Origin of the sequence: Corynebacterium ureicelerivorans (assembly GCF_000747315.1) — a bacterium.
Classification (GTDB): Bacteria; Actinomycetota; Actinomycetes; order Mycobacteriales; family Mycobacteriaceae; genus Corynebacterium; species Corynebacterium mucifaciens.
Genome location: NZ_CP009215.1, coordinates 400,053 through 418,477 on the forward strand (window position 1 = coordinate 400,053; position 18,425 = coordinate 418,477).

Below are 18,425 nucleotides of genomic sequence, written 5' to 3' on the forward strand. Positions count from 1 at the left end.
CCTAAAGGACGGAACGCTGGTCAGGGCCTGCCAGCTCGATAGAAAGGTTGCACCTGATTGTTAAATTCCGGTTTCAGGAAAGTGTCGTTTTGAGGAACAAGGCATTATCTTTCGGTGCTGCGGTGAAAACGCAGGTTAAATAAGCGGATTAGTGCTACTCGGTTGGAGAAAAGGAGGGCAAATGGAGCCCTATACAGGGGATCTGCGCACCGCAGCGGGGGTGCTTTTCGACTACAACGGAACGCTGAGCGATGACGAGTGGATTCTTGAGGCGGCCTACGATTCCGCGCTCACGGAAATGGGCTTCGCGGGTCTAGCCCCTGACGAATACGACAGCTTGGTTGGGCTCTCAGACCCGGACATTGCAAAGCGCGTGCTTGCGAGTCGCGGATCGGAGGACGTAGACGAACTAGTGGAGCGTTTGAGCTCGGCGTATGCCGACGCTATCGAGCAGCGCCCCACTATTTCAGCCGAGGCAGCGAAGTTCGTCCGACGCTTGAGCCAAGAAGGCAAGGAAATCGCTATCGTCACAGGGACGTTTCGCCAGCTGATGAAAAAGGGACTCGAGGCTGCTGGTCTTGCTGACCTTGGAGAACGCAGCGTCACCATTGAGGATGTCCAGGCTGGGAAACCTGATCCGGAAGGGTTCCTCGCGGGAGCGAACAGGGTTGGCATAGATCCGGCGAAGATCGTCGGTTTCGAAGATTCCCGTGCCGGCGTCGAGGCGCTTTCTGCTGCGGGAATCAAGGCGGTCGGCATCGGGCCACATCTCCGGGATGCGGAGGGTCTACTCGCGCACTTTGAAACGATGGATGACGCAGCTCGGGCCTATTTGGGCTAGCACCGCATCTGTTAGAAATACCAAAAGGCGCGCTCGGCCAGTAGGAGCCGCTGAGGTCATAGCGCCGCCCTGGGTACTGCTGCGTTGGGTTCGTCATGACATGCGGTGTAGTCCGTTTTGTCTGCCGTTGTGCAGCAAGCGGTCTATCTTGCGGGTTGGGGGCTGAAAGAATAGTGCAAATGCCCCAGCTCGCGATAGTGTGACCTCCGATCGCGAGGCAGGGGAGTGGAACTTGGCTACTTTTGACTAGCACGTCACGCCCGTGACGTCTTGTCGCGCCGTCCCTGAAGGACGCCTCCGTGTCTGTCCAGCCCGCCGATCACGTCCGTGAAGACATCCGACTCCTTGGCCGGGTGCTCGACCGTGTGATCGCCAAGCAGGAAGGACAGGAGATCTTCGACCTGGTCGAATCCACCCGCCGCGCTGCCTTCGACATCTCCCACGGGGACGCCGCCCCGGAAGACCTGCTCGCAGTCTTCCACGACATGGACATCACCAAAATGAATCTCGTTGCACGCGCTTTAAGCCACTTCGCGCTGCTGACCAACGTGGTTGAAGACTTAGAAGACGAGAAAGCTGCCGCACCGGTCTCGCTACGCACCACCTTCACGCATCTGAAAGACAGCGGTGTGGACGCTGACAAGGTCGCCGAACTCATCAGCGGGGCGCAGGTTGCCCCGGTGCTCACCGCACACCCGACTGAGACCCGTCGCCGCACCGTCTTTGACACCCAGACCCACATTAAGCGCCTGCTGAGCGAACTCCGCGCCGGCGCCGACCCGGCAGCTATCGAACGCGAGATGGAACTTCGCATGACGCTGATGTGGCAGACCGCGCTTATCCGTATCGCGCGCCCGCGCCTTGAGGTCGAAATTGACGTCGGTCTGCGCTACTACAAACTCTCCCTGCTCGAGCAGATCCCGGCCCTCGACCGCGCGATCCGCTACGAGCTGCGCGACACCTTCGACCGCGATCTCGCCCTTACCCCCGTGATGCGCCCCGGTTCTTGGATCGGCGGCGACCACGACGGCAACCCCTACGTCAACGCCAAAACGCTCACCTACGCCACCCGCCGGGCCGCCGACACCGCGTTTAGCCACTACGTCGACGAGCTGGGCGAGTTGGAGCGTGAGCTGTCCCTCTCAGACCGCTACCCCACCTGCTCGGAGGAGCTTTCCGAGCTTGCCGACGCCGCCAACAACACCGCCGAGTCCCGCGTCGACGAGCCCTACCGCCGCGCCATCTACGGCATCCGCCACCGCGTCGCCGCCACTCGCGATCAGCTCGCCGGGGAGCCGAGAACCGGCGAACATTTGCCGTATGCGGACCCCGGCGAACTGCTTGCCGACTTGGACGTGATCGACGCCTCGCTGCGCGCTCGCGGCGGCACCATCATCGCCGACGACCGGCTTAACCGCCTGCGCTCAGCGGTGTACGGGCTCATCGCCGAAGAATTCGAGCGCACCCCAGCAGGTCTACTTCCGCATCACCGGGCACACGGATCTGGTTGCCGAGAACCAGCGCCAGGCCCGCTCCCTGAAGCGACGCTACCCCTACCTGCTGCCGCTCAACGCCGTCCAGCTCGAGCTGCTGCGCCGCTACCGCGCCGACGATGAGACGTTCCTCGTCTCCAAGACGATCCATGTCACCATCAACAGGCTGGCCACAGCGCTGCGCAACGCGGGGTAGGTTTCTGCGGCTGGGGCGCTGGGTGGATCCCCTGCAACCCGCTTCAGAAGCAAGAAAGAGTGCGACCGTACGGGCCCACCCGTCGGATGCCAGAGAAAGGTACGAAAGTCCCTGGCTCTCCGGGTGGTTCGCCACTACGCTGCGGGGAGCACCCATACCGGAAAGGGCTGATCTTGAACCGCACCACTATCGCGAGCGTGATTGGGCTTGTGCTACTTCTTGCGTTGATCGCCGCTGGGCTTGCATTGACCAAGAGCTACTTCAATGCGAAGGAGCTGCAGGCGCTTTTGGACAGCGCTGCTGAGCGGGGGATCGGCTACGAAGTTCAGATCCACAACCCTTGGACCGGGGACTACTCCTTCCACCCGGAGGCGGATTAGCCGCTCAGGCAAACTACAGCGCAACAAAAACGGCCGGCCAGGGCGCAAAGCCCTAGCCGGCCGATTGAGATCAGCGAGCTACTTCTCCAGTTCGTCGATGATCTTGTTGAAGGTTGCGGACGGGCGCATGACCGCGGAGGTCTTTTCCTCGTCCGGCCAGTAGTAGCCGCCGAGGTCGGCAGCGTTGCCCTGGGCGTCCAGGAGCTCCTTGTCAATCGCATCGGCGTTGGCGCGCAGCTCCTCGGCAATCGGGCCGAACACGGAGGCCAGCTCGGCGTCGTCGGACTGGGCCGCCAGTGCCTCGGCCCAGTACAGGGAGAGCCAGAAGTGGGAGCCGCGGTCGTCGATTTCGCCGACCTTGCGGGACGGGGACTTGCCTTCGTCGAGAAGTTTCTCGGTGGCGGCATCCAAGGCGTCGGCGAGCACGCCAGCCTTGTCGTTGCCGTTGGTGTTCTTCTCGTGGCGGAAGGACTCGGCCAGCGCGAGGTACTCGCCGAGGGAATCCCAGCGCAGGTGGTTTTCCGCCTCAACCTGCTGGACGTGCTTCGGGGCGGAGCCGCCGGCACCGGTCTCGAACAGGCCGCCGCCAGCCATCAGCGGCACCACGGAGAGCATCTTCGCGGAGGTGCCCAGCTCCAGGATCGGGAACAGGTCGGTGTTGTAGTCGCGCAGCACGTTGCCGGTGACGGAGATGGTGTCCTCGCCGCGGCGGATGCGCTCCACCGACTCGCGGGTGGCCTCGACCGGGGAGGCGATGGAGATGTCCAGGCCCTCGGTGTCGTGGTCGGCCAGGTACTTCTGCACCAACTCGATCAGGTTGCGGTCGTGGGCGCGCTCCTCATCCAGCCAGAAGATGGTCTTCATGCCGGACAGGCGTGCGCGGTTGACGGCCAGCTTGACCCAGTCCTGGATCGGGGCGTCCTTGGTCTGGCATGCGCGCCAGATGTCGCCGGCCTCGACGTCGTGCTCGATCAGCACGTCGCCGGCGGAGTTCACAACCTGGACCTTGCCGTCGGCCGGGATCTTGAAGGTCTTGTCGTGGGAGCCGTACTCCTCGGCCTTCTTGGCCATCAGGCCCACGTTCGGGACGGTGCCCATGGTGGTCGGGTCGTAGGCGCCGTTGGCACGGCAGTCATCGATCACGGTCTGGTACACGCCGGCGTAGGAGGAGTCCGGGATGACCGCGAGGGTGTCCTGCTCCTGATCGTCGGCGTTCCACATGTGGCCGGAGGTGCGGATCATCGCCGGCATGGAGGCGTCGATGATCACGTCGGACGGCACGTGCAGGTTGGTGATGCCCTTGGCGGAGTTCACCTGCGCCAGTGCCGGGCCGTCTTGCATGGCCTTGTCGAATGCGGCGCGGATCTCCTCGCCGTTCTCCAGCGAAGCCAGGCCGTCGTAAATCGCGCCCAGGCCGTTCTCGCCATCCAGGCCTGCTGCCAGCAGCTCGTCGCCGTACTTGTCGTAGATGTCCTTGAAGTAGGCGCGCACGACGTGGCCGAAGATGATCGGGTCGGAGACCTTCATCATGGTGGCCTTCAGGTGCGCGGAGAAGAGCACGCCCTCGTCCTTGGCGCGCTGCACGGCGTCGAGCAGGAAGGCGTCCAACGCGCGAGCGGACATGTAGGTGCCGTCGATGACCTCGCCGGCCTCCACCTTCAGGCCGTCCTTGAGCACCTGCTCGCCGTCTGCGGTGACGAGCTTGATGGTCAGGGTGTCGGCGTCCGGCATGATCACGGACTGCTCGTTGTGGCGGAAGTCGCCGGCGTCCATGGTGGCCACGTTGGTCTTCGAGTCGGAGGACCACTCGCCCATGGAGTGCGGGTGCTTTTTGGTGTAGTTCTTCACGGCCTCCGGAGCGCGGCGGTCGGAGTTGCCCTCGCGCAGCACCGGGTTCACAGCGGAGCCCTTCACTGCGTCGTACTTCTCCTGCGCGTCCTCGTAGTCCGGGATGTCGAAGCCTGCGGCCTGCAGCTCGGCGATGGCCTTCTTCAGCTGCACCAGGGAAGCGGAGATGTTCGGCAGCTTGATGATGTTGGCCTCCGGCGTCTTCGCCAGCTCACCGAGCTGAGCGAGCGCGTCGTCGACCTTCTTGTCGCCAAGGCGATCCGGGAACTGCGCCAAGATGCGGCCAGCCAGCGAAATGTCGGCGGTATCCACGTCGATGCCGGCGCGGGACGCGAACGCCTCCACGATCGGCTTCAGGGAGTACGTCGCCAACAGCGGCGCTTCGTCGGTGCGGGTCCAAATGATCTTCGCCATAATGCTCCTCAGGTTTAAGGTGTCTGACTTCAGCCAACCAGACTACTAGGGTCATCACACATGAGTCTCACAATTGCGTCGGTCAACGTCAACGGCATCCGCGCCGCCACCAAAATCCGCAACGAGGACAACCCGGGCATGCTGGCCTGGCTTACCGAGACCCCGGCCGACGTGGTGCTGATGCAGGAGGTGCGCGCCACGGAGAAGCAGTCGCGCGAGGCCCTGGCACCCGCGCTCGAAAAGGGGTGGCACCTCGCCGTCGCGCCCGCGGAGGCCCCCGGTGCGAAGGGGCGCGCTGGCGTGGGTATCCTCTCGCGCACCCCGCTTAACGACGTCACCTCCGGCATTCCCCGCTTCGAAGATGCCGGGCGCTTCATCGCGGCCACACTGCCCGACGGCACCCGCGTGGGGTCGCTGTACCTGCCGTCGGGGTCCGCGGGCACCGCGAAGCAGGACTTGAAGTACCGTTTTTTGGACGAGTTCGAGCCCATGCTGGAACGGTGGGCGGGGGAGTACCCGGACATGGTCATCGGTGGGGACTGGAACATCTGCCACCGCCGCGAGGACCTGAAAAACTGGAAGACCAACACCAAGAAGTCCGGGTTCCTGCCCCATGAGCGCGCGTTCATGGACGCCGTGTTCGGCACCTTCCCGGATGAGCAGCCGCAGGACGCGGAGGCGAAGGCCGATTTGGTGTGGGCGGGCGCTGTGGAGTACGCGGCCGATAGGCGTCGAGAAGCAAGCGGCTCCCCGAGGTGGTTCGACGTGGCCCGCAGGCTGCAGCCGGAGGACGCGCCGTACACCTGGTGGACGTTCCGCGGCCAGGCCTTCAACAACAACGCGGGCTGGCGCATCGACGTCCAAGCGGCCACAGAGAACATGCTGCGGCGTGCGGAACGCACCTGGGTGGACAAGGCGCCGGCGGTGGAGCAGCGTTGGTCTGACCACTCGCCGCTGCTGGTGGAGTACCGTGAAGAAGTGTGAACAAGGTTAAATTCGCTGCAATTGTGGCGCCGGTCATGCTTCTGGTCGCATGTTCACAGGACGCCAACACGCTCGACGACGCGCTCGACGGGAAATCCAACACCGCGACCGTGGATCTAGCTGAGGCGTATCCGTCCGCCAAAAGCCTGTTTGTGGTGTGCACCAGTGACGACGCTGCGGTGAGCGACGTCTTTGGCAGGGACGTCCTGGACGAGCCTGAAGACGATGAGAATTGGATGATCCAGCAGCGCTTCGACAGCGCCATCCTCGCCGAGACGTACAAGCGCGACGAGGTGGACCTGTGCGGGGACAACCGCGACGAGATCCGCGAGGTGACCAAGGAGGAGCTCGACTTCGAGCACCGCGAAGGCACGTGGACCCTGGTCGGGGAGCGCGGCGTTGACGTGGAGGATCTCACCCGGATCCCGGTGGAATGACATAATCCGGGCCATTTAGCTGAACGCCGTTCAACAACCGGTTACACTGACTCTCGCTTGTGAAGTGGAACACGAAGAACGGAGTGCAGCACCATGACTGACATCCTTGAAATCGCACGCGAGAAGGCTCTGGAGAAGGGCGAAGGCCTGAACAAAGAGGAGCTCGTGCAAATCCTCAACATCGAGGATGAGCGCCTGCCGGAACTGCTCGATCTGGCGCACCAGGTGCGTATCAAGCACTGCGGCGTGGACGTGTCTCTGGAGGGCATCATCTCCCTGAAGACGGGCGGCTGCCCCGAGGACTGCCACTTCTGCTCCCAGTCCGGTTTGTTCGAGTCCCCGGTGCGCGCGGTCACGCTGGACATCAACGAGCTGGTCGAGGCCGCGAAGCAGTCCGAGAAGATGGGCGCGTCCGAGTTCTGCATCGTCGCCGCGGTGAAGGGGCCGACCCAGCAGCTGCTCGACCAGGTCGCCGAGGCCGTGACCGCCATCCAGGACGAGGTGGACATCTCCATCTCCGCGTCCCTGGGTATTCTCACCCGCGACCAGGCGCACCAGCTGGCCAAGATGGGCGTGTCCCGCTACAACCACAACTTTGAAACCGCCGAGAGCTTCTTCCCCAACGTGGTGACCACCCACACCTGGCAAGAGCGCAAGGAGACCCTGGAGAACGTGCTGGCAGAAGGCATGGAGACTTGCTGCGGCGGCATCATCGGTCTGGGCGAGAGCATCGAGCAGCGCGCCGAGTTCGCTGTCCAGCTGGCGGAGATCCAGCCGCACGAGGTGCCGATGAACTTCCTCGACCCGCGCCCCGGCACCCCGTTCGCCGACCGTCCGCTGGTCCCGCAGGGCGAGGCCCTTCGCGCGGTGGCGGCCTTCCGCCTGGCGATGCCGGCGACCCAGCTGCGCTTCGCCGGCGGCACCGAGCTCGCGCTTGGCGACGACGGTACCGAGGCCGGCCTCATGGGCGGCGCCAACGCGATTATCGGCGGCAACTACCTGACCACGTTCGGCCGCCCGATGGAGCAGGACCGCGACGCGGTGGACCGCGTGATGGAAGGCGGCGCCCGCCCGGGGCTGAACCTGAACATCACCCCGGTGGGCCAGAAGGCCAACTCCGGCCACGGCGTGCTCTACGACACCATCAAGTCGCTGTAATCTTCCACCTGATGAAGATCCCCGACAACACCGATCTCGCCGACGCCGTCTTGTCCGGCGAGATCGCCTGGCCGCTCAACCCGGACCGGCCGTACGATGCCCCGCGCGTCTGCCCCCTGTGCCAGCGCCGGATGGTGGTGAAGATTTCACCGATGGCGTGGGAGGCGGCCTGCTCGCGCCACGGCCTGTTGCGTTCCGAGTGGGTGGAGAAGTAGTGCCGGTTCATGGCCCGGGTGTAGGGCGGGCGCGGAGCGGCATTGAGCAGGGCAAATAGAAACCAGGTATGCGGGTGCAATACCTGGTTTACCTGGTTTATCTGGTTCACGCGGAAAGCGAAACTACGAATTGGCGAGGTCGCGAATTCGCTGAGTGATTTCCACGTTTCCTTTGCCTTCGTTGTTTCGCTTGATAATCAGCTTTGCAGCAGCAATCTTCCCTCGGTCTTTCTTCACCGAGGAAGCGTTGGCGCGACGCTTCGGTGTATGAGAAATGGTCGTCATTGTCGCGCCTCCTCCTGATAATGCGAGCCTGAGTTAACGTGTTCGTCCCCTGATTGTAACGAATCACCGTCGCTTTCCACTACGGCTTCCAGTATCTGGTCAATGAGGGACTGTTGCTGTTCTCCCAGGAAGGGCAAACCATCGATTGAATCTAAGGTAGCTACACCTATTGCTACTGCCCCGGGGCTGCTGGACGAACACAGATCTGCTGCCCAGCACTTTCAGCTCGTCTTGTCTGCGCGTATTACGAATGGTGTGATGCACTCCGGCCCAGGCAATCGCAGCTGCGCCCATCGGGCCCAAGAGTTTGGCAGCAAAGTCCAAGACTGCTTTGGCGGCGTCCGGAGTGCTTGCCGAGAGCGCAACTGCAAAGGCTACTGAGGTACCTACCGATACGCTCGTAACTACCCAGGGAAGGGCCTGCGTTTCGAACTTTTGATATTTCTCAGATCCATTTCTCATATCTCCCCCTGGGACCCCGTACTTGTGTGGTTCAGCTTACTGCAAGCTTCCTTGAGGGGAGGCGCATCAGACAAGCTAGACTTCGGGCATGTCACTGCAACGCGTGCTCTCCGGAATCCAGCCCACCGCCGACTCCTACCACCTGGGTAACTACCTCGGTGCGCTGAAGCAGTGGATCGACCTACAAGACGGCTACGAGGCCTTCTACTTCATTCCGGACCTGCACGCGATCACGGTGGACCAAAACCCCAAGGAGCTGCGCCACCGCACCCTCGCCGGCTGCGCGCAGCTCATCGCGCTGGGCATCGACCCGGAGCGCTCGACGCTCTTCGTGCAGTCCCACGTTCCGGAGCACGCGGAGCTGACCTGGGTGCTGCAGTGCCTGACCGGCTTCGGCGAAGCCAGCCGCATGACGCAGTTCAAAGACAAGTCCGCCAAGCAGGGCCAGGACCGCACCTCCGTTGGCCTATTCACCTACCCGGTGCTCATGGCCGCGGATATCTTGCTGTATTCCCCGCAGCTCGTGCCAGTGGGGGAGGATCAGCGGCAGCACCTCGAGCTCACGCGCAACCTCGCGGAGCGCTTCAACACCCGGTACGGCACCACCTTCACCGTGCCAGAGGGCATGATCGTGGAGGGCGCGGCGAAGATCTACGACCTGCAGGATCCCACCTCCAAGATGTCCAAGTCGGGCTCGAACCCAAAGGGCATCGTGAACCTGCTGGACGAGCCGAAGACGTCCGCGAAGCGGATCCGGTCCGCCGTCACCGACAACGACGGCGTGATCGCCTACGACAAGGAGAACAAGCCGGGCGTTTCTAACCTGCTGGTGATCCAGTCGGCGCTCACCGGCAAGCCGGTCGAGGAGATCGTCGCTGGCTACGAGGGCCAAGGCTACGGTGCTCTGAAGGTGGACACCGCGGATGCGCTCGAAAGCTTCACGACGCCGCTTCGCGCCCGCTACGACGAGCTGATGAGCGACCGCGGTGAGCTCGAAGCGATTCTCGCCCGTGGCGCGGAGCGCGCTCGCGAAGTAGCGGCCCCGCTTCTGGCCGACGTGTACGACAAGGTCGGCTTCCTCGCTCCGAAGCGCTAGGGGCGCGCGGCGAGGCCGGGGTCCGCTTCCGGCGTAGCCTCAGCGCTTTGTTCGTGCGGCCCGCAGGCCGTTCAAGATGACGATGACTTCAGCGACCTCGTGAACCAACACGACCGCAGCCAGGCCCAGCACGCCGCTGATCGCAAGCGGCATCAACACGATGATGATGGCCAGAGACAGCACGATGTTCTGGTTGATGATCCTGCTGCCTCGGCGGGCGTGCTGCAGCGCTTGCGGGATCAGTCGGAGGTCGTGGCCGGTGAAGGCGACGTCAGCGGAATCGATCGCGGCGTCAGAGCCGGTCGCTCCCATCGCTATGCCCACCGTCGCGCCCGCCAGTGCCGGCGCGTCGTTGATGCCGTCGCCGATCATCGCCGTCGGTGTCTTGGAGGAGAATTCAGCGACGATGCTTGCCTTGTCCTCAGGGCGCAGCTCGGCGCGCACGTCGTCGATTCCGGCGATTTCAGCCAGCGCTCGGGCGGTGCGAGTGTTGTCGCCGGTGAGCATGCTCACTTCCACGTCGTTGGCGCGCAGGGTCTGCACGGCTTCGGGCACCTCGGGCCGCAGCTCGTCGCGGACCCCGATCGCTCCGGCGAGGGTGTCATCGACGGTGACCAGGACGCAGGTCTGGCCCTCGGATTCCATGCGCTCAACGTCTGCCTTCAGTGGCCCGGCGTCGATCCACCGGGGGCTGCCCACCAGCACCCGTCGGCCTTCGACGGTGCCGCCGATGCCATGCCCGGCTTCCTCGCTGATGTCCAGGGCGGCGGGCGCTTCGGGCCTCGCTGCCGCGATCGCCGCGGCGAGGGGGTGCGTCGATTGCTGCTCAACTGCCGCCGCGAAAGCAAGCACCTGAGCCCGATCGAACCCGTCTGCCGGGACCACGCCGGTAACCTCGGGCTGGTTGCGGGTGAGGGTTCCGGTCTTGTCCACCGCCAGGTGACGGATGCCGCCGAGCCGCTCGAACGCCGCGCCGGACTTGATGACCACGCCGAACTGGCTGGCCGCGCCGATCGCGGCCACGACCGTCAGCGGCACGGAGATTGCCAGCGCGCACGGCGACGCTGCGACCAGAACCACCAACGCACGGGTGATCCACGTCTCGGGGTCGCCCAGCAGCGAGCCGATCACGCCGACCAGCACCGCCAGGATCATCACCCCGGGCACTAGGGGTTGGGCAATCCGGTCGGCGATCCGGGCGCGGTCGCCCTTTTCCGCCTGCGCCTGCTCGACCAGGTCCACGAGTGTGGTGAGCGAGTTGTCCGTTCCAGCTGCGGTCGTCTCGACTTCCAGCACACCGGCGGAGTTGATCGCTCCCGCGGGCACCTCGTCGCCGGGCGCAACCTCCTCCGGAATGGATTCTCCGGTGATCGCTGAGGTGTCAAGGCTGGAGCGCCCAGACCGAATGATGCCGTCCGTGGCGATCCGCTCTCCGGGGCGCACGAGCATCAGCTCGCCAGCCACGAGGTCCTTCGCTGCGACCTCGACCGACGTGCCGTCGCGCAGCACCGTCGCGGTCTGCGGTACCAACTTCAACAGTGCCCGCAGTCCGCCCTGTGCCCGGTCCATAGCCTTGTCTTCCAGCGCCTCGGCGATCGAGTACAGGAACGCTAGCGCCGCGGCCTCTCCGACGTAACCGAGGATTACCGCGCCGACCGCGCTGATCGTCATCAGCAAACCAATGCCGAGCTTGCGCTTCGTGACAAGGTTCCGGATCGCGCCGGGTGCGAACGTATACGCCCCTAGCAGCAGGCCGACCCAGAACAGTATTGTCGCGGGTGTCTCTAGCCCGGACCAGTTCAGCGCCAGACCTATGCAGAGGGCTACGCCGGAGAAGATCGGCAGTAGCAACTCGGGGTCCTTCCACCATGGCCGATCGAGCTCTTCGATCTCCGTGGCGGGTTCGTGTTCGCATCCACACGCCGAGCTCATGCGTTCGCTCCCTTCTCGCCGCAGCCGGGCACCGAGCATTCAGGGTCGATGCACGGGGCGTTTTCGTCGACAGCCAACGTCGCGTTCACCAGCGCGTTGAGCGCTGCCGCGAGGTGCGGATCGGCGATTTCGTAGCGTGTCTTGCGGCCCTCCGGCTCGGCAACGACGATGCCGCAGTCACGCAGGCAGGTCAGGTGGTTCGAGACGTTTGAGCGGGTCAGGTCCAGGTCGTGCGAGAGTACGGCCGGGTAGCTCGGGCCGTCGAGTAGTGTCATCAGGATTCTGGAACGCGTCGGATCCGTCATGGCCCGGCCGAGCCGGTTCATGACGTCGAGGCGTGAAGCAATAGTCAGCATGCGCTGAACTGTACAGTATTTACTGAACCATACAGAATTGACTGAACTGATGTGGTGTGCGAAGAGTCTGCCGCCACTCGGCCCCGGTGCCGCCCCGCCATCGCACGGCCTGCTCTACGATGTGTTTCGGTAAAGGACACATATTTGAAGGGACGTCGATGGCTACCTCGACCGCGCCGCGCAAGGCGTACACCGACGAACAAGGCATTGAACGCGCCTCGAAGCAGCAAAAAGAGGGCCTAGAGGACAAGGTGGAGCAAAAGTCTCACGCCGCCGGTCATCTGCTGCGCATGAACGACCGCTTTGGCTCCGAGGGCGGCAACCAGATGGCCGCCGGCGTCACGTACTTCTCAGTCCTGGCGCTATTCCCGCTGCTGATGCTCATGTTCGCGGGTCTCGGTTTCTTCCTCAACGCCCGCCCGGACCTGATGCGCGACATTCAGGACCAGATCACCCAGTCCCTGGACGGGGATCTCGGCGACATGGTGAACCAGGTGATCGACCAGGCCATTGAGCAACGTGGCGCTGTCGCCGGCGTCGGCTTGCTCACCACCTTGTGGTCCGGCCTGAACTGGATGAATCACCTGCGCGTGGGCGTGTCCGCCATGTGGAAGGTGGATGCGAACGAGGGCGGCAATTTCGCCATGAAGAAGCTGGCGGATTTGCTCGGCCTGATCGTGCTGATCCTGCTGTTCGTCGTGGCAGCTGCGGTGACCGCCATCGGCGTGTCCAGCTGGACGTCTACTGCCATGGATCGCCTCGGCATCGGGGATTTCCCGGGTTCGCGTGCGGTGGTCTGGATTGTCGGCTTTTTGGTCAGCGTCCTGGCCAGCTTCCTGGTCATGCTGTGGGTGAACATGTACATGCCGCGCACGAAGGTGCCGGTGAAGTCGGGCCTGAAGGGTGCCTTGCTCGGCGCGGTGATCTTTGCCGTGCTGCAGCAGTTTGCCGGCCTGGTCATCTCGTCGGCTACGGGCAACCCCGCGGGCGCGATCTTCGGCCCGATCATTACTCTCATGGTGCTGCTGTACCTGATCTGGCGAGTGGTGCTCTACGTCGCCGCGTGGACCGCCACCACGGACGAGTCGCTGGCGCTGGAACCGGCTGAGGTTCCGGAGCCGGCTGTGATCAACGTCCGCGCGGGCGCCGTGCGCGGCAGGGACGAGCAGAACGCCGCCGGTAAGGCCCTCGGCGTGGGCGCTGCCCTCGGCGCTATCGGCGTCGGCGTTGCCTCGTTGTTGTCGCGAGACTGATTGCAGCAGCTCCGGCGGCGAGCACGAGCACGCCCGCCACAACCGCGTAGGACTGCCAGCGGTCCCAGGCCGTCTCCTCCCCAGCCACAGGCGCGGGGGTGGGGGCGGCTTTCGCCGTTGTCGGAGCGGCTGGTGCTGCCAAGGGCTCAAGCTTTGCGACGGAGCTTCGCACCCCATACGCCTCATGCAGCAGCATCTGCGCTTGCTCCCACGCGCGGTGGTCGTAGGCCGCGGTGTCGAGCACCACGGCCAGCAGGCGCCGCCCCTCGTGGTCGACGGCGCCGACGAAGGTATGGTTCGCGTCGTCGGTGTACCCGGTCTTGCCGCCGATGCCGTCCGGGTCGTTGAGGTAGAGCTGGTTGTCGTTCCACAGTTCGAACGGCGGCAACCCGTCGAAGCCGGGGAAGCGGTAGTGCTCGGTGTCGACAATTCGTGCAAACGTCGGGTTCGCAAACGCAGCGGCGTAGGCGAGCCCCATGTCCCAGGCAGACGTGGACATGCCAGCGTGGTCCAACCCCGAGTAGGAGGTTGCGCGGGTGTCGTGCATCCCCAGTCGCCGCGCGAGCGCGTTGATCTTGCCGAGGGTGAGCTCGTCACCGCCGAGCGCCTGGGCCAACGCGTGGGCGCAGTCGTTGCCGGAGGCCAGCAGTAGACCGGTGAGGAGATCCTCGACCGTGTAGTCGCCGCCTTCGCCAATGCCGGCCGCGGAGCCCTCCTGCCCGGCGGATTCGGCGGAGACCGGCACCTTCTGGTCCAGCGGCAGCTCATCGATGACGGTAAGCGCCAGCAGGACCTTGATGATGGAGGCGGGACGGTAGCGACCGTGCGGGTCCTTCATCGCCACCACCTCGCCCGTATCCAGATCGGCGACTAGCCAGGCCGAGGCGACCACGCCGTCCGGTACGCTGTAGCCACCGGTGGCGGTGACGCCGCAGGGGCCGTGGAAGCGCACCGGCAGTGGCGCGGGGGAAGACGCTGCGCGCTCCGACGTGGAGACCGGCTCCGGCGGCCAGGTCGCCTGCGGGCAGTGGTCCGTCTCGGGGGCGCGGCCCCGGCTCGGCGGGATCCAGTTGCCGCCGTCGTCGTAGTAGCCCACGGTTGGGCCGGCCTCTGACGGAGTTGTCGCGGGTGTTTCGGTGTCTTGGGCGAACGCTGGCGTCGATACGCAGAAGCTCAGCGCCGCCGCAGCTGCCACCGCGCGCTTCACCTACGCATCCTTTTGTTTGTAGCGTGCGGAGAGGCGCTCGATGAGCTCGTCGGTCAACGCGTCGTCCGACAGGATGATGTCCAGCATGTCCGCGTTCATCGCCTCCGTCTCGGCCGGGTCCGGCTCAGCGCCTTCGTCGTCGTACGAATCGCCGGTGAGGTCCACGCCGATGCCGTCGAAGAGCCCCTCGTCATCGTTGGTCTCCGGGGCCGAGGCGCCTGCGGCCGCCAGCATCTCCGCGTCGATCGCGGGGAACTGGGAAGTGAACTCGGTGAGGAAATCGTCAGCGTCGCTCATCGCCTCAGCCGGGCGCTTGCCCTTGCGGATCTCAGCTTCGATGCGGCGCTGCAGCGCCTTTTCCATCTGGCGGTGGCGCCACGAGCGCACCCGCGTGGGCTCGAGCTCGCGGGCGACCGCGCGGGACTTGTCTTCGGCCTTGCGCGCCAAGTGAGCGACCTGCGACGCGGTGGCGTTGACCGTCGTGTTCACGGGCGCGAAGTCGGAGTCGGTGGAGATGCGCCAATTGCCGTAGTAGCCGAACAGGAACATTGCGAAGCTGACCACGGGGCCCACGATCATCGCCAGCGCCAAGTAGCCAGTGGCGTTGCCCAGCAGCGTGATCACCGCGCAGGCGACCGCCGGGATCACCGTGGGCTGATTGCCACCGAAGACGCTTGGCTCGCGGCCGGTGACCACGTCGCGGATCATTCCGCCGCCGGTAGCGGTAAAGACGCCCATCATGATGGTGGGCAGTACAGGTAGGCCGTACTGTATGGCCTTCGATGCGCCGGTAGAGGCCCACAGCGCAGACACGAGCGCGTCGCCGTGGGACTGCAAAAACTCCCAGGCGCGTCCCTTGAAGTACGTGAACCGGGCGATCAACGCGCCGGTAAACGCCAAGATGAGATACTCGGGCTGGCTCATCGCGGCGACCGTGCCCTGGTTAATCAGCACGTCGCGCAACATGCCGCCGCCCAGGGCGGAGAGCATGGCGATGAAGAAAAAACCGACGATGTCGTATCCGAGCTGGCGCGCCAGCGTGCCGCCGATGATGCCCATCAGCAGTACTCCTGAAATGTCCATCCAGTGATAGATGGAGCTGATGAGCGGGTCGACCTGGTCCACTGCCATAGCTGGGAATTGTAAAGGTGGCACGATCGCCGGGCATATCGGGGCACCGCGACCCCGGAGCGTTTGGCCCCTCCAGTGCCCGGCGGGGTTTAGAACTTGGAGAAGCGCTTGATCAGCTGGTTTTCCATCTCGGTCCAGGTCTCCGCCTTATCCGTAAACGGCGCGGACGGCACGTACCCCGCGGCCTCGGTGGAGCCGAGCATGTACGCCAGGTAATCCTGCATGCGCGGGTTAGCCAGCAGCAGGGAATTGAGTGAATCGTCGCCCGCCCAGTCCGCAGCGTCCGCGAGGAGCTCGTAGGCCTTGGCCATCTGCTTCACGTCCACCGCGTCGGTACCGTTGGCAATGTCGTCGGCGATGCCGTTGAAGGAGTACGAGTTGTCCGGGTGCACCTCGACTGTGAGCTCGCCCGCGTTGGCGGTGTCGATGAGGTCCTGCCAGGTGGACACGCCCGCGAGGTCGTGGTCGCTGTTCTCCAGCAACCAGCGCCCCAGGTGCTTGGTGGACGGGAAGGTGAAGATCTCGCCGTACTTGCCCAGGAACACCGGCGAGCCGTTCAGGTAGGTGCGCAGGGTGTACACGCTTTGGCCCTGGATGGTGATCTTCACCGGGTCGATGCCGGCGCGGCCCCACGCAGACGAGTCGTACGGGTCCTGCGCAGCGGCGCGAGCTTCCTCGTCTGCGCGTGCCTGTTCGTCGGCGGCGGTGCGGGCCTCGGCTGCGGCGGTGATGGCGGCACCGGCGGCGGCAACGCGGTCCGCGTCGAGGTCACTGGTGTCTACGACCCTGACCGCCTGGTCCAGCGATGCGACCACGTCTTGCCAGTTGGCCAGCACGACGCGTCCGACGCCGGACCACTCGGACAGGCCGTTGTCGCCCGCGTAGTGCTCGGAGCCGCGGGAGACGTTGCTCAAGATCGAGTGGGAGGCGAAGAAGATCTGCGCCTGCTCCGCGGAGGCGACGTCGGCAAGCGAGCGGGCGATCTGGAACACTCGCGACAGGCTGGCGACGTTTTCGTGGCTCGGACGGCCCGCCAAGAACTCTGGCGCACCGATGATGTCGTAGTAGTGCTTCTCGTCCGGCACCACGCGGTCGTCTCCCTGGGCCTGGAACTGCTCCCACTGCGGGTGGTCCACCAAGTCGTGGGTGTCGGTGGATGATACGTACGCCAACAACTCCTCGGGGGAGTGGAAGGCCAGGACGGACTGGTCGTCGCCCATAAATGCTTGCCACTCGCTGCCCTTCTCCCTCCACGTGGGAGCCCAAAGGGTGTAGAAATCGCCCTCGGTCAGGGAGAGCTTGACTGGGACAATCGCGCGCGTAGTCATGCGGCAAACTCTAGCCGGTCGGCCGCCAGAATCCGCGGAAGGTCATGCCCAGGTTCTCCGTGCGCACCGGGTTCATCTGCACTGGGTCACCAGCCTCAATCATCATGCCGTCACCCGCGTACATGGCGGCGTGGCCGGACCACAGCACCAAGTCGCCCGGCTGCAGTTCGTCGTAGGACACCTGCCTGCCCACGGTCTGATCCGCGGCCACGCGCGGGATGTCCAGCCCCGCCTGTTTGTAGGCCCACGAGGTCAGCCCGGAGCAATCGAAGCCACCCGGCGTGGCGCCGCCCCACACGTACGGCGTGCCGAGCTGGCTCTTCGCAGCCGCGACGGCGGCTGCACCGACCGGGGAGCCGGGCGCCTGCGTCGGTGTCGGTTCCGGCGGCGGCGCGGAGGCCTGCACAGGCGCTGGCGGCGGTGGCGCGGCGACGGCGGCCGCGGGTCGTGTCCCCGGCGGCTCCGGGGCCGGTGCGGCCGGGGCTGGCGCGACGGTCATGGATGCGAGGCGCTGCAGGTCCCCGTGCGCCTTTTCCGTGATCGGCCCCGGGCCCGGTACGGCGCGCCCCATCGCGGCGGACGTTTCCGCGGTGAGCGCGCCCGCAATTGAGTGCAGGTCCTTCTCCAATGCCTCTAACACCTGCATTGCGTTGTTGAGTGCGTCGGCGATCAGCCCGGCGACAAACGCGGTGGCGCCGAGAGGGCCCGCGGGTGAAGCGGCGACAGCGGGCGCGGCCATGGCATTGCGGACAAGGCCTGCGGCGATGGACGAGAGTTCGAAGGCCGCCGTGCTAATCCGCGCGCTGCCGCGCAGCAGGCTGTCGCTGATTGTCGCGCGGTACCCCGCGAGTGCGGTTGCGGCGTCGGCGCGGGACGCACCCGACGTGTTGGCCACCTGCGCCAGCGGATTGAAGTCCTTGAAATCCGGCATGTGAAATCCCGGCAGGGTGGGAAGGTCAACGGGCAGCATTGTCGACAGCGTGCCGGCGGTGCCGAGCACGTCCAGGCCAAAGTCGAGCGTGCGGTTGCCGGTCACATCCGCGGGGCCGGTGAAGCGCCCCAGCATATCGAGTGCCGCGCCAGCGTTTTTCATAGCGGCGCCTCCAGCTTCCGGCACGTGCGGTCGTCGACCGCTACGGCGGCATCGACGGCAAGGTCCATGGCCGCGGCGATGCGGTTGGCTTCAGCGCGCAGCGCCTCCGCGTCGGTGTTTGCTTTTGTAATGGCCTGGCTCAGCGCGGCGCTGAATTCGCCGAGGGGCCAGAGGTCGGACACGTTGACGTCGTCAAGCAATTGCAGCTGCGCTGCGTCGGCGCGCAGGGAGTCGGTCATCGCGGACACGGCGGTGGGGTCAATGTGAAAAACAGTCATGGCCATTGGACGCGCAAAACCCCGGTGCGGTTCCGCGA

The 18,425-nt window shown here is 65.0% G+C and carries 17 protein-coding genes and 1 pseudogene; 9 read left to right on the forward strand and 9 right to left on the reverse strand.

All coding sequences use genetic code 11. The annotated features are described in order from the left end of the window. The first annotated feature begins 181 nt into the window (after positions 1–181). The 3 genes and pseudogenes from CUREI_RS11520 to CUREI_RS02070 all read left to right on the forward strand — a co-directional run bounded on the left by CUREI_RS11520 (position 182) and on the right by CUREI_RS02070 (position 2,910). Positions 182–841, forward strand: a complete 660-nt coding sequence (locus CUREI_RS11520) for an HAD family hydrolase (protein WP_051952138.1) — start codon at positions 182–184, stop codon at positions 839–841. A gap of 299 nt (positions 842–1,140) precedes the next feature. Continuing rightward, positions 1,141–2,530 (forward strand): annotated as a pseudogene (locus tag CUREI_RS02065) (phosphoenolpyruvate carboxylase). A 173-nt stretch (positions 2,531–2,703) separates the two neighbouring features. Beyond that, positions 2,704–2,910 (forward strand): pilus assembly protein TadG-related protein, encoded by a 207-nt coding sequence (locus tag CUREI_RS02070; RefSeq protein WP_038609869.1) that lies wholly within the window; start codon positions 2,704–2,706, stop codon positions 2,908–2,910. Positions 2,911–2,988: 78 nt separating this feature from the next. Here the strand turns inward: CUREI_RS02070 and CUREI_RS02075 are convergent, their stop codons facing one another. Next, positions 2,989–5,172, reverse strand: a complete 2,184-nt coding sequence (locus CUREI_RS02075) for an NADP-dependent isocitrate dehydrogenase (RefSeq protein WP_038609873.1) — start codon at positions 5,170–5,172, stop codon at positions 2,989–2,991. A gap of 60 nt (positions 5,173–5,232) precedes the next feature. Between CUREI_RS02075 and CUREI_RS02080 the strand changes: the two genes are divergently transcribed. The 4 genes from CUREI_RS02080 (at position 5,233) to bsaP (ending at position 7,966) form a co-directional block, all read left to right on the forward strand. Continuing rightward, positions 5,233–6,156 (forward strand): exodeoxyribonuclease III, encoded by a 924-nt coding sequence (locus CUREI_RS02080; RefSeq protein WP_038609876.1) that lies wholly within the window; start codon positions 5,233–5,235, stop codon positions 6,154–6,156. Next, positions 6,153–6,593: a hypothetical protein gene (locus tag CUREI_RS02085; RefSeq protein WP_038609880.1), complete on the forward strand. Its 441-nt coding sequence runs from the start codon at positions 6,153–6,155 to the stop codon at positions 6,591–6,593. Before CUREI_RS02080 ends, CUREI_RS02085 begins: the two co-directional genes overlap by 4 nt. A gap of 93 nt (positions 6,594–6,686) precedes the next feature. Next, positions 6,687–7,751 carry a biotin synthase BioB gene (gene bioB, locus CUREI_RS02090; protein ID WP_038609883.1) on the forward strand — a complete coding sequence of 355 codons (1,065 nt, stop codon included), beginning with the start codon at positions 6,687–6,689 and terminating at the stop codon, positions 7,749–7,751. An 11-nt stretch (positions 7,752–7,762) separates the two neighbouring features. Then, positions 7,763–7,966 (forward strand): biotin synthase auxiliary protein BsaP, encoded by a 204-nt coding sequence (gene bsaP, locus CUREI_RS02095; RefSeq protein WP_038609887.1) that lies wholly within the window; start codon positions 7,763–7,765, stop codon positions 7,964–7,966. 123 nt (positions 7,967–8,089) lie between these two features. On the opposite strand, the gene CUREI_RS12415 is transcribed toward bsaP, so the two are convergent. Further along, positions 8,090–8,251 (reverse strand): hypothetical protein, encoded by a 162-nt coding sequence (locus CUREI_RS12415; RefSeq protein WP_158407442.1) that lies wholly within the window; start codon positions 8,249–8,251, stop codon positions 8,090–8,092. A gap of 550 nt (positions 8,252–8,801) precedes the next feature. Here CUREI_RS12415 and trpS point away from each other — a divergent pair. Further along, positions 8,802–9,809, forward strand: coding sequence for a tryptophan--tRNA ligase (gene trpS, locus CUREI_RS02100; RefSeq protein ID WP_038609891.1), 1,008 nt, complete (start codon positions 8,802–8,804; stop codon positions 9,807–9,809). A gap of 39 nt (positions 9,810–9,848) precedes the next feature. Here trpS and CUREI_RS02105 read toward each other — a convergent pair whose 3' ends face one another. After that, positions 9,849–11,741 carry a heavy metal translocating P-type ATPase gene (locus CUREI_RS02105; RefSeq protein ID WP_038609894.1) on the reverse strand — a complete coding sequence of 631 codons (1,893 nt, stop codon included), beginning with the start codon at positions 11,739–11,741 and terminating at the stop codon, positions 9,849–9,851. After that, a complete protein-coding gene (gene cmtR, locus CUREI_RS02110) occupies positions 11,738–12,097 on the reverse strand; it encodes a Cd(II)/Pb(II)-sensing metalloregulatory transcriptional regulator CmtR (protein WP_038609897.1) in 360 nt (119 codons plus the stop codon). Before cmtR ends, CUREI_RS02105 begins: the two co-directional genes overlap by 4 nt. A 158-nt stretch (positions 12,098–12,255) precedes the next feature. On the opposite strand from cmtR, the gene CUREI_RS02115 reads away from it, so the two are divergent. Beyond that, positions 12,256–13,350, forward strand: a complete 1,095-nt coding sequence (locus CUREI_RS02115) for a YhjD/YihY/BrkB family envelope integrity protein (RefSeq protein ID WP_038609900.1) — start codon at positions 12,256–12,258, stop codon at positions 13,348–13,350. Here the strand turns inward: CUREI_RS02115 and CUREI_RS02120 are convergent. From CUREI_RS02120 to CUREI_RS02140, 5 genes are all read right to left on the reverse strand, one after another. Continuing rightward, the gene (locus tag CUREI_RS02120; protein WP_038609903.1) at positions 13,310–14,557 is read right to left on the reverse strand and encodes a D-alanyl-D-alanine carboxypeptidase family protein; all 1,248 of its coding nucleotides are present in this window, start codon (positions 14,555–14,557) and stop codon (positions 13,310–13,312) included. The two genes, CUREI_RS02115 and CUREI_RS02120, sit on opposite strands and share 41 nt — an antisense overlap. Beyond that, entirely contained in the window at positions 14,558–15,688 is a 1,131-nt protein-coding gene (locus CUREI_RS02125; RefSeq protein ID WP_201773335.1) for a TRIC cation channel family protein, read from the reverse strand. It abuts the gene before it with no gap. Between the two features lie 89 nt (positions 15,689–15,777). After that, positions 15,778–17,016 carry a hypothetical protein gene (locus CUREI_RS02130; RefSeq protein WP_038609906.1) on the reverse strand — a complete coding sequence of 413 codons (1,239 nt, stop codon included), beginning with the start codon at positions 17,014–17,016 and terminating at the stop codon, positions 15,778–15,780. A 10-nt stretch (positions 17,017–17,026) separates the two neighbouring features. Next, positions 17,027–18,109, reverse strand: a complete 1,083-nt coding sequence (locus tag CUREI_RS11770) for a C40 family peptidase (protein ID WP_236627244.1) — start codon at positions 18,107–18,109, stop codon at positions 17,027–17,029. Continuing rightward, positions 18,106–18,387, reverse strand: coding sequence for a hypothetical protein (locus tag CUREI_RS02140; RefSeq protein ID WP_144242386.1), 282 nt, complete (start codon positions 18,385–18,387; stop codon positions 18,106–18,108). The genes CUREI_RS11770 and CUREI_RS02140 overlap by 4 nt, the downstream gene beginning before the upstream one ends. Between the last annotated feature and the right edge of the window lie 38 nt (positions 18,388–18,425).